At 27.2% G+C, this 14,264-nt stretch carries 14 protein-coding genes; all 14 read right to left on the reverse strand.

The genetic code is table 11. The features are described from left to right. Positions 1-10: 10 nt before the first annotated feature. The 14 genes from AEBR_RS09385 to AEBR_RS09450 all read right to left on the reverse strand — a co-directional run bounded on the left by AEBR_RS09385 (position 11) and on the right by AEBR_RS09450 (position 14,238). Positions 11-829 (reverse strand): alpha/beta fold hydrolase, encoded by an 819-nt coding sequence (locus tag AEBR_RS09385; protein ID WP_129086494.1) that lies wholly within the window; start codon positions 827-829, stop codon positions 11-13. Positions 830-1,021: 192 nt separating this feature from the next. Then, a complete protein-coding gene (locus AEBR_RS09390) occupies positions 1,022-1,894 on the reverse strand; it encodes a DMT family transporter (RefSeq protein WP_228712145.1) in 873 nt (290 codons plus the stop codon). Positions 1,895-2,015: 121 nt separating this feature from the next. After that, on the reverse strand, positions 2,016-3,245 hold the full coding sequence (locus AEBR_RS09395; protein WP_129086493.1) for a DEAD/DEAH box helicase: 1,230 nt from the start codon (positions 3,243-3,245) through the stop codon (positions 2,016-2,018). A 119-nt stretch (positions 3,246-3,364) separates the two neighbouring features. Beyond that, entirely contained in the window at positions 3,365-3,511 is a 147-nt protein-coding gene (locus tag AEBR_RS09400) for a hypothetical protein (RefSeq protein WP_164969450.1), read from the reverse strand. A gap of 572 nt (positions 3,512-4,083) precedes the next feature. Continuing rightward, positions 4,084-4,248 carry an NUDIX hydrolase gene (locus AEBR_RS09405; protein WP_164969449.1) on the reverse strand — a complete coding sequence of 55 codons (165 nt, stop codon included), beginning with the start codon at positions 4,246-4,248 and terminating at the stop codon, positions 4,084-4,086. 54 nt (positions 4,249-4,302) lie between these two features. After that, positions 4,303-5,925: an Eco57I restriction-modification methylase domain-containing protein gene (locus AEBR_RS09410; RefSeq protein ID WP_129086492.1), complete on the reverse strand. Its 1,623-nt coding sequence runs from the start codon at positions 5,923-5,925 to the stop codon at positions 4,303-4,305. Further along, the gene (locus tag AEBR_RS09415; protein ID WP_129086491.1) at positions 5,912-8,887 is read right to left on the reverse strand and encodes an Eco57I restriction-modification methylase domain-containing protein; all 2,976 of its coding nucleotides are present in this window, start codon (positions 8,885-8,887) and stop codon (positions 5,912-5,914) included. The genes AEBR_RS09410 and AEBR_RS09415 overlap by 14 nt, the downstream gene beginning before the upstream one ends. A gap of 420 nt (positions 8,888-9,307) precedes the next feature. After that, positions 9,308-9,517, reverse strand: coding sequence for a hypothetical protein (locus AEBR_RS09420; protein WP_129086490.1), 210 nt, complete (start codon positions 9,515-9,517; stop codon positions 9,308-9,310). A gap of 104 nt (positions 9,518-9,621) precedes the next feature. After that, the gene (locus AEBR_RS09425; protein WP_129086489.1) at positions 9,622-10,548 is read right to left on the reverse strand and encodes a phospholipase D-like domain-containing protein; all 927 of its coding nucleotides are present in this window, start codon (positions 10,546-10,548) and stop codon (positions 9,622-9,624) included. A 33-nt stretch (positions 10,549-10,581) separates the two neighbouring features. Further along, a complete protein-coding gene (locus AEBR_RS09430) occupies positions 10,582-11,403 on the reverse strand; it encodes an HNH endonuclease (protein WP_129086488.1) in 822 nt (273 codons plus the stop codon). A gap of 295 nt (positions 11,404-11,698) precedes the next feature. After that, positions 11,699-12,808: a PIN domain-containing protein gene (locus AEBR_RS09435; protein ID WP_129086487.1), complete on the reverse strand. Its 1,110-nt coding sequence runs from the start codon at positions 12,806-12,808 to the stop codon at positions 11,699-11,701. Positions 12,809-12,810: 2 nt separating this feature from the next. Next, the gene (locus AEBR_RS09440; protein ID WP_129086486.1) at positions 12,811-13,086 is read right to left on the reverse strand and encodes a hypothetical protein; all 276 of its coding nucleotides are present in this window, start codon (positions 13,084-13,086) and stop codon (positions 12,811-12,813) included. Positions 13,087-13,478: 392 nt separating this feature from the next. Continuing rightward, positions 13,479-13,817: a hypothetical protein gene (locus AEBR_RS09445; protein ID WP_129086485.1), complete on the reverse strand. Its 339-nt coding sequence runs from the start codon at positions 13,815-13,817 to the stop codon at positions 13,479-13,481. Positions 13,818-13,986: 169 nt separating this feature from the next. After that, a complete protein-coding gene (locus AEBR_RS09450; protein WP_172658885.1) occupies positions 13,987-14,238 on the reverse strand; it encodes a hypothetical protein in 252 nt (83 codons plus the stop codon). Positions 14,239-14,264 lie beyond the last annotated feature (26 nt).

Below are 14,264 nucleotides of genomic sequence, written 5' to 3' on the forward strand. Positions count from 1 at the left end.
ACTCTCTCTTTTAGTTATCTAAAATAAAATCTGCTACAACGCGATTGAATTTTTCAGAATCATCCCAGAACAACATATGTCCACAATCTTCAAAAAACTCTATTTTTGCATTTGGTATATTTTCTCCTACCCACGCACTTCCTTGCCAAGGAAACACTTGACTCTGTTTTGCAACACATACTAATGTTGGTATTGATATATATGGAATAAAATCACGCCAATCAAGATTTGTATGATCTCTCATTATATCTATCTTTACTCTTGCTGGACATTCCATAATCTCATCTGCTAAAAATTTTACCTCTTCTTCTGTTGGTTTTTTATGCATACAACCATAAACAGTACCTTCTGCACTTGCTCTCTCTTCATATGTCAAAGAGGCACAAAGACGCAAATATGACTCAACATCATAACAGCCAAGTTGCCCCCATTTCCAATCAGGTGCAAAATATTGAGCAGGAGATTGGTCAATACTAATATGTTTACTAACTCTATAATTACCAAATAGCTCCAAATAACTCCAAAGAATTGAAGCACCCATAGACCAGCCAGCAATAGTTACATCTTCCAAATCTAAATAATCTAAAAGTTCTTTTATATCCATTGCAAAACGAGAAATTCTATATCCATGATCAGGTTTGTCTGATTTGCCATGACCACGCAAATCCATTGCAATAACTTTAAAATTTTTAGATAGGACAGGTATATTTTTATCAAAAAAGTGTAAACTACAACTCCAACCTGGAATTAGTAACAAAGGTTTACCACTACCTTCCATAATGTAATTTATATTTACATTATCAGATGTTTTCATTGTAAGATTTTTCATAATAAATCCTTTGGTATATATAATTGATTATATTCCATTTTATAAGCTATGTCAATAAAAAATAATTTTTAAGAATAGTTATTTTAGTTTTAAAAAATCACCATCAATTATGTTCTATTTTAGGTTTTTTTGACCAATCTATTGTTTGAAAAGGTATGTTTTTATTTTCCATTTTAACTCTTTATATAAAAATTATTGATTTTTACTTTTACGGCTAACTAATACACCACCGCTTACAATAAGTATAATACCTATTAAAGTATAAGTATCAGGCAATAAATCTCCTAATATTACACCAAAACCTATTGCAAAAGGAATATTTGTATAACTTACAATACCAATTATACTTGCTTTGCTAAGACTGTAAGCTCTTGTTAAAAACCATTGTGAAGTTGTTGATAAAATTGCCATAAATATTAAAAGAAACCAAATATAAGACTCCACATGCATAGTAAATTTTACATAAGGAGTAAATATAAATAGTAATAAAGGAATAATCACACCCATCCCCATAAATGAGAGCATAATAACTCTTGCATCATAAATATCTTTTATTTTTTTTATAGTTGCATAAGCTGCTGCTGCAAAAAATCCTCCAAGCACACCTAATATATGCTCATAAGAAAACTCTACTCCAAAAGGTTTCATAATAAATAAAATCCCTAAAAAGCCAATAATAAGAGCAATAAAAGTTTTTAAGTTTATTGTCTCTTTCATTAAATAGTAGGCAAGAATTGTTATAAAAAAAGGTGAAGTCTTATTTAAAACAACAGCCTCTCCTAAAGGAATAGTTGCAATAGTATAAATAAATAAAACCATTGCAAGTGCACCAAAGATACCTCTTAAAAAGAGTAAATGTAATTTTGAAGTATTTATAGAGATATGATATTTTTTTAAACTGTATATTACAATCAAAACGCCTATTAAATTTCTATAAAAAACTATTTCAAAAGGATCCATACTTTGTGATAGATATTTTGTAAAAGCTCCATTTAGTGCACCAAGTAATGCACTAATAAGCATAAAAAGGACGCCTTTATCTATTGATTTTAACTTTTCACACATCTATAACCTTTTTGAATTTATAAAATAAATAGTATTATTTAATTAAAATCTATAAAGGTGGAGTTTGTAATAAGAGTATTTATATTATTTAAAACTTCATATAGGTAGATTTTAAAGATAGTTATCTTAACCCTTTCTCTCTTAATTTATCTTTTTTACTTTTTCTTTTACCTTTTATAGGTAAGCTTCCCTTTTGTTTTGTAGTATTTGCAATAGTGAAATCAAAGCCTTCAATTTGCTCTTTTGGTATATCTAATTTATATCTTTTTTCTATTAGTTTAAAATGGTTTAAATTTTCATTGTCTAAAAATGAAATAGCTGTTCCACTTTTCCCTGCCCTTGCAGTTCTTCCTATTCTATGGATATACTCCTCTGTACTTCTTGGTAAATCAAAATTAACAACACAATCTATATCATCAATATGTAATCCTCTTGAAGCAATATCTGTAGAGAATAAAATATCGATTTTTTTATTTTTAAAATCATTAAGAGTAGAGATTCTCTCTTCTTGGCTCAAATCTCCATGAAAAGATTCAGCTTCAAAACCTTTTTTTATAAACTTATTTGCTATATTATCTGCTGCTCTTTTATTTGCCATAAAAACCAATACAGACTTAAAGTTATTCTCTTTTATCAAGTGCCTTAAAAGTGTACTTCTATCCTCTTTTTTTACAAATATTGCCCTTTGAGTTATCTCTTTTACATTTGTATTTGAATCTTCTATTTTCACTTTTAAAGCTTTATTAGTTATCTTTGAAGCTATATCAATAACTTTTGGTGAAAATGTTGCAGAAAATAAAAGATTTTGTCTATTCTTTGGAATAATTTTTAAAATCTCATCAAGCTCTTGAACAAAACCTAAATCAAGCATTTTGTCAGCTTCATCTAAAACAAAATATTCAATTGTAGATAAATCAATTTGCTTTTTTCCTATAATATCAACTAATCTTCCTGAAGTAGCGACTACTATATCGCAGCCTTTTTGTATCTTTAAAAGTTGTTCACCGATTTTCTCTCCACCTATAACTGAAACTATAGAAAGTTGTTTTGAAAAAGTTTGACTTAAAGTTGAAAAAGTTTGAGCAATTTGAAGAGTAAGTTCTCTTGTTGGAGCTAAAACTAAAACTTTTATTTTTGCTTTTTTTTGTACTTCATCTTCTTTTAGTGTTTCAAGTATAGGGATTACAAAACTTGCAGTTTTGCCACTTCCTGTTTTTGCTTGTGCCATAATATCTTGTTTTGTTTTTACAAGAGGAATTACTGCTTCTTGAATAGGAGTCGGCACTTTATAATTGTTTTTTTCTAATGCTTTTGTAAGTTCTAGAGATAAGTTAAATATATCAAATGACAAGTATTTCCTTTTGGTTTATTATATTAAGAAATCTCTTAATAGCTATAATCTCTTTTATGAATTTATTAGAATCAACTGAAAACTGAGTATTATAAATATGCTATATAAAAGCTTTATAATTAATCCTCAGTATTTGAGTTTGAATCATTAGAAGATTCAGATGTGTTTTCTTTTTTAGCTTGTTTTTTTAAACGTTTTTCCTCTTTTTTCTTCTGTTTTTCTATCTCTTTTGCTCTTTTTTCATAATTATAATTAGGTTTAGCCATATAGATTCCTTTTTTTTATTTATAAATTAATAGAACAATCAATTATTTCTGATATAAAAATTACTAAATGAGCTAAAAACTTATGTTTTTGTTATATCCTAGAGTATATCGTAGCTTAATGAGATTCTACTTAATTATACTAATTTAATTAAATCTATTAAAAAAATGTATTTAAAATTAAAAAAAGATTAATATAAACTTATCATCATGTTTTATTTAATAATTTTTGGATTTTTAAGTATATATAACTGCCTCTTTCATTGTAGTCTAACTTATTTCTCTCAAATGATTTGTTATGATTTAATTCTTTCTTTAGCAATTTCCTGCATTAAAATAGGACTTGAGAAATCCATTTCTTTATCTAAAGCCAAAGGAATTAGCCATTGTAAGTTCGGAATAATATTTTTTGGTAAGTTATTAACTTTTACTATATGAACTTCTTCTTTTTCAATAGTCCTGACATCAAAAGCAAGATCAGAATGAGCATAATATAGATCCAAGTGATAAAAGTTGGGACGATGAATATGTGAAAAATGAACCCATTTTTCAGCGTTTATGACAACTCCCGTCTCTTATTTAAATTCCCTCGACATAGCATCGCAAGGCTTTTCATTTTCTTCTACTTTCCCACCCACACCATTAAATAAGCCTCGTTGCCATTCTGGATTTAGTTTTTTTATTAAAACAACATGTTTAAAATCTTTTGTAAATAAAAAACCAGTTACATAGTGTTTCACAGATTTTCCTTTGAATCATAACGTTTGACTTCAGTGATGCTTTAGCGTTCACTGCTAGATTTTGTTATGTTTTTTTCCACGATTTAATCTACGATTTGATAGTTTTTTCCAAATTTGATCAGCTAATTTTATTTCACTATCTGAAAAACCAAAGTTTTCCTTTAGTATCTTTTGATTTGTAATTTTTAATATTTCGGATATATCTTTTTTATCTCTAATCATCTTGTCAATAAAAGGAAGTAGTTCAGCATTACTTTCATTATAAGGTAAAAGAATTTCTTCAACTTCATTTGGCATAAGTTCTAAAACTCCTCCTCCATGACTTCTTCCACAAATTTCTGAAAATGCTAAAGAGATAGAATTATAATAACTTGCAGTGAGTGCTTTTATATTAATATTTTCTTTTATGCTAACTCTATGCATTGTATCTGTTGTATAGGCATTGGCTTCATTAATTATAAATTTAGGATATAGATTATTTCTTCTAATAAATAAAGCATCAGAGATTCTTAATGATGGTATTATTTGCCATTCATTCCTAATTCTACATTTATATCCTTTATGGATATGTTCATTTTCTCCAAATTTAATATATTCCAGTGCACCTTTTTCATTTTTTAATTTAGAATTTTCTGGAAAAACTAATAGATGTGTTCGAGCCTCTACCTCTCTATTTTTCTCCCAATCTTTCTCTGTAAAAATAGCACTAGGTACTTGTACACTTCTACCAACTAACGGTTTTGCATATTTTTCTAAATTATATTTTTTTACAGTGAATAAAGGAACTGTAAAAAATGGATTTGAACCTGTTGTTATACCAACTTCTACTTTTGCATAATTATCTAGTTTCGGGATAATTCTATCTTCTTGAAGTTTTTCTAAAAAATCTATCTCTTCTTGGTCTAAGAAATAGAATGTCCATTTATTAGATTTAAAATCTATTTTCTTTTTTGGACTTTTTAGTTTAGATACATCAAGTTTTTTTAGCTCTTCTGCATCTTTTAATTCTAAATGTTCTATTAAATGTGTATTGGAATTATTTTTCTCACAAAGCAATAAAACAACTTCTTGTTGTATCTTTGGGAAAACTAGTTTTTCAAAAGATACTATATTTACTTTATTGTAAAAGTGTGCTAAAAACTCTCTTAAAGGTTTTGCATAACCCACTTGAAGTATTTCAGCAGGAAGAACAAAACCTATTTTTCCAGTTTCTTTTAAAAGTAATGAAGAACCTATTACAAAGGAAACCCAAGCATTTGTTAATTTTGAGTATTTTATATCTGCTTTATTAAATATATCAGAAGCATATTGTTGTTGCTCTTTATCAAAATATTGATATCTTATATAAGGAGGATTACCTATAATTAAATCAAATTTTTTATTTGTATTAATGCAATATTTATGAAAATCTGTATTTATAATAGTCGATTTATCTAATTCAATACTTTTAGACTTATTGGCTTCAATCTCATCAAATTCTATTGCAGTTACTGAATTATACTCATAAGCACCTTTTTGAATCTCTTCTAAAAATACTCCATCACCACAGCTTGGTTCAAGAATATCTAGTTTTTTATTCCCGTTAAATGCCCATTTTAAAATAAATGACGCTATAGGGGAAGGAGTATAAAAGCCACCTCTTAACTTTTCTTCTGATGCATCATTAATCAATCGCATAAATATCCGATACATTTAGTATTAAGTTATCTTTGTCTTTTAAGTCATATAACTCTTTTAATAAATTTTCTAGTTCTTGTTTTTTAGTTCTAAATTGTCTTTGTAGTGGAGTTTGTTTTCTTTTATTGCCATTATTTTTATCTATTCTAGTTTGCAAATTATTTAAATCTTTTTGAGTATTTGATATATTATCATGCAGTTTTTTTGACGTAGCACTTGAAAAGTCTATTTTAATTATTGGTAGTTTTTTTAATATTTTTGTTCCTCTAGCCACAAAATTGCCTCTAAAAATTTCGCCATACCAATAAGCAAACCACTCTAAGTATTTTGAAGATAATAGTGCTTGAATATAGTATATTGAATAATCAGAATCACTTGGAATCTTTATCATTGCATATCCTGCGGTACCTCCTGACGATACAAATGTATCATTATAATCAATAGAGTATTTATAGCCATTAGATAATACACCAACTATAATTTTTGATTCGCAAATTGCAGATGTCAAATGTTGACTTCTGCCAAATTTATACCAATCAAAGTCATTTGCTTCAGGTGAAATATCTCTACTGACAAGCTTTTCTTTATAGTGAGTAAAATAACTATATAGCCCATTATAGTTTGCTTTTAAATCATCTAGCGATACCAGTTTTAGATTACCATTAGAGTCAAATTTATATGGATATATGACAAAAGAATTTGCTTGAACATCTCGAAATGTATTAAATTTTGTATCATTTTTTGTTGTTTGGTAATACGGTTTTGTAAGCTCTTTTTCAATCTTCCATATTTTTTTATCTTTTTCTATATAGTAATAAGTTGAGTCTTCTTTTGCGAGCTTTGAACATAGATGAATATATAAAGTATTTGAGCTAGTTTGAATACCATTAATAATATTATCTTCCAACACTAAATCTTTTAATAAAATGCTATTACTAATAATTTTATCGTATATATTTTTTAAGTGTGGTGGAATCAATACCCAATTATCATCTTTAATCACTTTATTTGAAACTAGATTAGAGGTAATGTTTTTTTGTGCTTTCCATTCATTTAGTTTATTAACACTTACATAATTAAATTTATCATTCTTTTTTTTACCTAAAATTAAAATATTTGTGTATGTTGTTTTATTATTAAAAACTTGATTTGAACCAAAAGAGATTAATGAATCTAATAGGTTGTTGTCACTTATAAATTTTCGTAATTTTTTTCCAGATGTAACTTTGATAAATTTACTAGGAACAATATACCCAAAGTATCCATTTTCTTTTAAAAGGTTTATCCCTTGTTCTATAAAAAGAAAATATTTATCATACTGCTTATATGCAGATTGATAAATTTTTTCAAAAATTGGTTTTTCTAATGGTGTAAACTCTTTAATGTCTTCTGTTGACATATAAGGAGGATTTCCTACAATTACATCAAATTTAGTATCAAAAAAATCAAATGGGTTTATTGCATCAATATTTGCATCATCAGTTTCATTTGAACTAATTAAGCTATTTCCAAAGTATATATTTTCCTCTAAGCTTGGTAGAACAGGTATTGTTATAGAAGAGTTGTTTTCATTTTCTAAAAGTTTAAGAAGTAATCCAAATTTAGTAGCTTCAACTGCATTGAAATCTTTATCTACTCCAAAAATACAGTTTTTTAATATTTGTTTTTTTATATCAAAAGGTAATTTATATGTATTTATAGATATTTGTATTAGTTTATCTACATTATTTTCTATATAATAGTCAACTAAAATATCATGTAGTAACTGATAAACTTCCAATAGAAATGCACCAGAACCACATGCAATATCAGCAAAAGTAGAATTTAATATTTCCTCATCTGATTTATCTTCACAGTGTTTAACAACAGTTTTGCGAAGAATATCTTGAATAATAAATGTTGGAGTAGTTACAATATCTCTATCTATATGTTCTGCTTTTTTTATTAGTAATACTTCATTGTCAATAATATTTAACTGCTCTGCTAAAAATATTTCATAAATACTTCCCAGTATATCAGAAGCAAATACAGAAAAAGAATAAGTACTTTCAGGAAAATAAAGCTGTTTTATTATTGTCCAAAAAGATGAGCTATTATTAGAAATAATTTCATCTACAAAATCAAGATTAAATAAACCTGCATTATATTTTTTATCTGATTCTTTGAATTTATTTATTAATGAATTAAAATCATTTTTATCTGCATAGTTTAAAAGAGTTTTATAAGTTTCTAAATCTCTATCTTCACAAACTCTTAAAAAAACAATACTATTAATATAAGATTGAACAATATCATTCAGTTCTTCAATAGTTAAATCTTGTTTATGTGAGTATATTTCTTTGCCTAATAATATTCTCCAATCATTAATCTGTTTTAAAAATAGTTTATCGACACTGAATCGTTCTAATTGTGCCTCAATATCTTTCCATATTTCATCAAATACACCATTGTAAACAATTTCATAACTTAATTGCTGTTTTATCTCTTCAAATTTTTCTTCATATTCAGAGTAATGATATAGTTTAATTCTTGAGTTATTAGCTAAATCAGTGGCTTCAACTTTTTGTGAACAATCATAAATTGATAAATATTCAAAGTTTGATAAAACTGAAATTTTTAGTTTTGCAGTAAATCCATATCTTCTAACTTGCTTAGCTGATTTTTCATCAGATTCAATCTTCACACTAGGTTTTTTAGCTTCTAGAAAAAATTTTCTTTCAGAAAAAAGTCTAAATGTATAATCAGGTTTTTTTGTAGTAGAATAAGTGTCTTCTTTTAGTCCCTCTTCTAATAAAACTTCTCGTTCATTAGTAGGTTTACCTTTAGTATTGCGAATATCCCATCCAAGTAATTCAAAAAAAGGATTTAAAAAATCTGTTCTTAACTGGGTTTCATTGTATTTAGGTGTTTGATAATAATCTTTATTTTCATCATATTTTTTGATTAAGTCGTTAATATTCATTGAAAGTAAATCCCATAGTTATAATTTAGTAATTTTATCTAAAAATATTAATCAAATTGATTAAATATCATAAGAAAGATTCTATCAAGAAAATTTGTGAAAATAGTAAAATATGTCATTTTGTAATATTTTTTCTTTCTGGAAGATAAATGCACAGAAGCAGTCAAGTGCTTTAAAATGAAACATAACGGCAGTGCTGAGCGACACTCAGAAGGGAGGATTGAAAACGAAGTTTTCGAAATCCAACTGAATGAGTGGAAAAGAGTGTTCGCTCCTGCGACTTGTTATCCGAGCCGAAGGCGAAGGATGACAAGAACTCGCTCAGCACTGCCGTTATCGGGTCGCCGTAGGCGAGCCGATAACGTTTGAGTTGAGAAATATTTGAGCCGCTAGGGTCAAATATTTCTCTCCAATGATTTGTTATATTTTTACTGTAAGTTTATTGCCTGCAACTTTTGCCATTTTCTCTATATCAGTATGGTGATATTTTTTTTCTATTGTAACAGTAGCTCCATTTTCTATAGCAATTTCAATAATTTTCATTGCATCTGTATGATGAATATTTGATTCATCACTTATTACGATATTGGCACCTAGTTTTGCAATTTTTTGAACATCCGTATGATGCATAATATTTTCTCCTATTATTGTAAGTTAATTTTATATATAACGTTTGAATAGAGCTAATAAGTGACCGCAAGGTAACTTATTAGCTCCTATGTTTTGTTATATATTTAATAGTTGTAATTCTCTATAATATTTTCAATTTGTTCATCATTATATAGTTCGCTAGGTATAATTTTTCTAAAATACATATCTCTCCATATAATTTTAATTTCCCAATCTGGTGCTTCATTCCATTTATAATGTTGTGTAGAATTAGTTAAAATCTTTTGTCCTATAGCATGCATAGGCACATTATGACTAGAATTGAAATAATTTTGAATTTCAATAGTTTTCTTTCTTTCTGAATTAAGTTCAGCTAACATAATTTCTTTATTATATTCATTTTCATCATCATTGAAATCATCTGTATCATTTTCTAATAACCAAGAATGTATAAATTGCTCATCTTGTTCTGATATTAGTTTAGTATGTTGATTAGCATAACAAATTTGCCATATCTGAACTACTGAATCTGAATATTTACCTTCTTCTTCTCTAAATATACCTAGATTATATGTATTTGAATTACACTGTGTACATTTTTGTTTGTATGGTATATTTTGCTGAACATAATAAAAATGGTTTTTTAAATCTTCAAATTCGTGTAGAAATTGTTTAATTAGTTTATAGTCCTGATAAATAATTACAATATTTTCAAAACTATTTCTTGCATTTATAGACCAGTTAAAGCTACCAGTAATTAATATTTCATCATCAATGATACAAAATTTATCATGCATTAGTGCACTTCTTAATCTAGGTAACACAGGAAATAATAGTATTTTATCAAGTTTTATAATAGGTGTCTTCGCATTAATATAATCATCGTTATAGATTATTTCAATATTAACGCCACGAGCATTTAATTCTTGAAATATTGTATTATAAATATTTCCATTAATCCAAGCAACACAAATCTTTACAGAATACTTTGCAGAGAGTAATGTTCTACGAATATGATAACTAATATCTTCAAAATGTGCTACAGAATACATTTATTTTTCTCTAATGTTTTTTTGTACATTTTATCAATACCATCTTTCATAATCATTTGAAATTTTTGTATGCTTACTACCTTTTGAAGTATTACAAGATTCGCATAACAGTTGTAAATTTGAAACATCATTTAGTCCATATTTTTCTAATGGTACAATATGATCTATATGATATTTATTTGAAATATTCATAACACCTGATAAATCTTTTTTACAGTATGTACAGATTCCTCTATCTCTATAGAATACTGCTTTTTCTGCCCATTTTGGTATATGCTTTCTTTTTAATACAAGTTTATTTTGTTTTACTAATGTGAAATCATTTATATCATCTATATCTGATATTTCTAATATTCCTGAAAGATTTAAGTTAAATTCTCGTAAAAATTTTCTATTTAAAAACAAAATAAAAAAAGTTTCTTCTATCATTTGATTTTTTAACTTTATATAAAAATCACTAAACTCTAAAAATTCTAAATATTTATACATTAAATCTTCTGCATGAGTTGAAATATTACTATTATTTTTATACCATTCTTTAAATGATATATGTTCAATATTATGGTAGTCAAGTGTGTTATTTATCCAAAACCTCTTATTTAAAAGTTCATCAATTGTAAATTCTGAATAATTTTGATTTGATTCATAAAATAGTCTATCAATAGTAAATTCAATAAACATATGTAAGTTACTATATTTTTGAAAAGGTTTTATAAAATTACTTATGTGCCCATTTCCCCAAAAATCATCTAAGGTTCTTAAATATTCAAATTCATTTTCCATAATAGTGTTGCAAATATCCGCAAAATAATATGTTTGATAGTAATCCATCTTAAATATGTCTTTTTCTTTCATACTACTCCTTAGAATTTTTAATTATGAATAAATTATATCGATTATATACAACGGCAGTTCTGAGCGACACTCATAAGGGAGGATTGAAAACGAAGTTTTCGAAATCCAACTGAATGAGTGGGAAAGAGTGTTCGCTCCTGCGACTTGTTATCCGAGCCGAAGGCGAAGGATGACAAGAACTCGCTCAGCACTGCCGTTATCGGGTCGCCGTAGGCGAGCCGATAACGTTTAAAATGAGCAATCAAAAAGCCGCCCGCGGGTTTTTGATTGGCCTCCTTTGATTTGTTATATTTTTTCAACAGTATTTTTCTAAGTTCATTTCTATAACCTCAAAACTTGATACATATTCCTTATTGACATCACAAAATATTTCTAATTCTAAACATATATCGGGAGGCGAAAAAAAGTAAGTGGTTGTTTCATTTGTTTTATCATCCTGAAATAGAGCATAAATGGTATCTTCAACAAAAGAACAATAAAAATTTGGTATTTCAAAATATATCATGCAGTTACGGATCCACAAGTGGTAGTCTACAAGCATATTGTCATTATCATCTAGATATTGTACTCTGTCGATTTCTGGGTCTTCGGTTCCATCAATGATTTCAATTCTAAAATTGAACATATTACTTAAAATGTAGGTATCTAAAGAATATTTTTTCTTTATAGCTTGTCGTATCTCTGAGTATGGAATATTGGAGAAATATTCTTCTATTTGATAGTCAATCATTTCTTCAATTAAGTAAGTATATTGATCTTGAAATTTATGAAATTCATCGTTTTTTAGTTCTTTGAATGGAATGGAAATATGATGGGAGTCAAAAAAACTTTTCAAGTCTATATATACAGATACATTTTCATCATCTAGATCTTTTTGTAGATCATGGTGTAGAGAATAAGTATCACCTTGTTTTAGAAAAAAATCTTTATGATTTTTTGAAATAAAAATATACTCATCTACTCCTACTTTTGTATGTTTTATGGCATTTACAAAGGAAAGCCATATTAATGCATCTCTATAGCCTATGTCACTGTTTTTAATAGGTTTTTCTTTTTTAAAAATTTTAGAAATAATTTTTTCGTGAGGCACATCAGTATAGTCAAAGTATATTAGAGGAAATTTTTTCTCTAAAATTGAAGAGATATTGTAATCATGGATATTCTCTAATGAAATTGATATTTCACCTTTAGTAAGGTTATTAATATCTGTTATTGACTTTTCAATTGTATGGCTTAATTCAACAAAACTTTCATTGAATTTATTGTTTGTTTCTTCGCAAACTAATCTAGATACTAATAATTCATTATCCGATGTATTAATATAATGCTTTAATATTTCAAAATCTTTGCTGTCAAGATACCAATTTTTAAAGAATATATTTGTGTCTAAAAATATGTATTTCATTATCAGCTATTTTTTTTCAAATGTACTTGACTTGACAAAAATCTAGAAATATTTTTTTCAGACAATTCTTCGAATATCATATTTAAATGACTTTCAATTCTAAACGTATTGATTTCTTGGAGTGTAAAAGAATTAAAAAGTTCTCTGATTTCATTAATCATTTTTTTACTTTCTAACTCCATAGCATTGTCTGCCCATTCATTCACAACTAAGAATGGATTTCTTTCATCAAGTTCTTTTTTTAGTTTAGTTTGTTCAATGTACTTATACATAGTCATTTTGATTCCTTCTAATAATATAACGGCAGTGCTGAGCGACACTCAGAAGGGAGGATTGAAAACGAAGTTTTCGAAATCCAACTGAATGAGAGGGAAAGAGTGTTCGCTCCTGCGACTTGTTATCCGAGCCGAAGGCGAAGGATGACAAGAACTCGCTCAGTACTGCCGTTATCGGGTCGCCGTAGGCGAGCCGATAACTATTTATTAAACATACATTATATAAGTTTATCACTTAAATAGCTCGATAACGTAACATTCACATAAAATATCCTTAAAATAGTTATTCAACGAAAAATATTACGAAAATATGGCGACTATCACCGGATTTTTGTAAAATTGTGTAATATAACTAAATTCATTTGTATGAATAAAGTAAGTCAGGTTATATTTTATTAATAATTGAAAGCATTTAGATGAAGTATGTAGTCATCACCAGCTACTAACGTATTAGCTGCTTTAAAAAAATGTTGTTCTAAAGTAGAGTAAGGGTCATCAAACTCATAAACAGCTTTTGAGACACCTAATCTGTTATATTCTTTTAGTTGACAATCCAGAGTAAAGTCTTGGTCTTTCTTGATTACTTTAATTGTGTTGCTATGAATATATTTTTCAGATTTTCTTGGCAATCCACATAATTGAAGCATATCTTCATACTCTAGAGTTTCTGAAATTACATATCTTTCGTCTTTGTCTACATGAATAATTAACTTACAAATACCATAGTCTGACATGATAAATTCCTTAGAATGGTCTTATTTTTACTCTTACTATACCTATAATAGAAAGTGTATCCATCTTTTTTTAGTTCTCTAGAGAAATTCCGAGTATATATAATTAACTATATAGTCAAAAATATTTCTAATTGCTATTGCTAATTTAAATTTTTATTTGTATTAAAAATTATTGGTGTAAAATTAGCTCATTATCAGTAGGATTTAATTTTATTAAAATAATATCATAAAAATGAGCTAGTGCCTCAAGCAATGAGCCAATTATAAGAAAAATAAATGGCAAATTAATTGGAGTATTGTCTAAAAAGAAAGTCATAATAAGACCTAAAATACATAAACCTGCCAATAAATGAACAATTCTCAAAAATAACCCTCTTATTAACATCATAGGGTAAAATAATAACGATTTAAGTATTTTCATATTTATTTCCTAATTTATATTCTTTT

Origin of the sequence: Halarcobacter ebronensis, from assembly GCF_013201825.1 — a bacterium.
GTDB lineage: Bacteria > Campylobacterota > Campylobacteria > Campylobacterales > Arcobacteraceae > Halarcobacter > Halarcobacter ebronensis.

Excerpts from the sequence above, each read along its gene's own strand:
- AEBR_RS09425 (WP_129086489.1), bottom strand. The coding sequence starts at position 10,548 with ATGTATTCTGTAGCACATTTTGAAGATATTAGTTATCATATTCGTAGA.
- AEBR_RS09400 (WP_164969450.1), bottom strand. The coding sequence starts at position 3,511 with ATGGCTAAACCTAATTATAATTATGAAAAAAGAGCAAAAGAGATAGAA.
- AEBR_RS09445 (WP_129086485.1), bottom strand. The coding sequence starts at position 13,817 with ATGTCAGACTATGGTATTTGTAAGTTAATTATTCATGTAGACAAAGAC.
- AEBR_RS09410 (WP_129086492.1), bottom strand. The coding sequence starts at position 5,925 with ATGCGATTGATTAATGATGCATCAGAAGAAAAGTTAAGAGGTGGCTTT.
- AEBR_RS09390 (WP_228712145.1), bottom strand. The coding sequence starts at position 1,894 with ATGTGTGAAAAGTTAAAATCAATAGATAAAGGCGTCCTTTTTATGCTT.
- AEBR_RS09385 (WP_129086494.1), bottom strand. The coding sequence starts at position 829 with ATGAAAAATCTTACAATGAAAACATCTGATAATGTAAATATAAATTAC.
- AEBR_RS09435 (WP_129086487.1), bottom strand. The coding sequence starts at position 12,808 with ATGAAATACATATTTTTAGACACAAATATATTCTTTAAAAATTGGTAT.
- AEBR_RS09450 (WP_172658885.1), bottom strand. The coding sequence starts at position 14,238 with ATGAAAATACTTAAATCGTTATTATTTTACCCTATGATGTTAATAAGA.
- AEBR_RS09440 (WP_129086486.1), bottom strand. The coding sequence starts at position 13,086 with ATGACTATGTATAAGTACATTGAACAAACTAAACTAAAAAAAGAACTT.
- AEBR_RS09430 (WP_129086488.1), bottom strand. The coding sequence starts at position 11,403 with ATGAAAGAAAAAGACATATTTAAGATGGATTACTATCAAACATATTAT.
- AEBR_RS09420 (WP_129086490.1), bottom strand. The coding sequence starts at position 9,517 with ATGCATCATACGGATGTTCAAAAAATTGCAAAACTAGGTGCCAATATC.
- AEBR_RS09415 (WP_129086491.1), bottom strand. The coding sequence starts at position 8,887 with ATGAATATTAACGACTTAATCAAAAAATATGATGAAAATAAAGATTAT.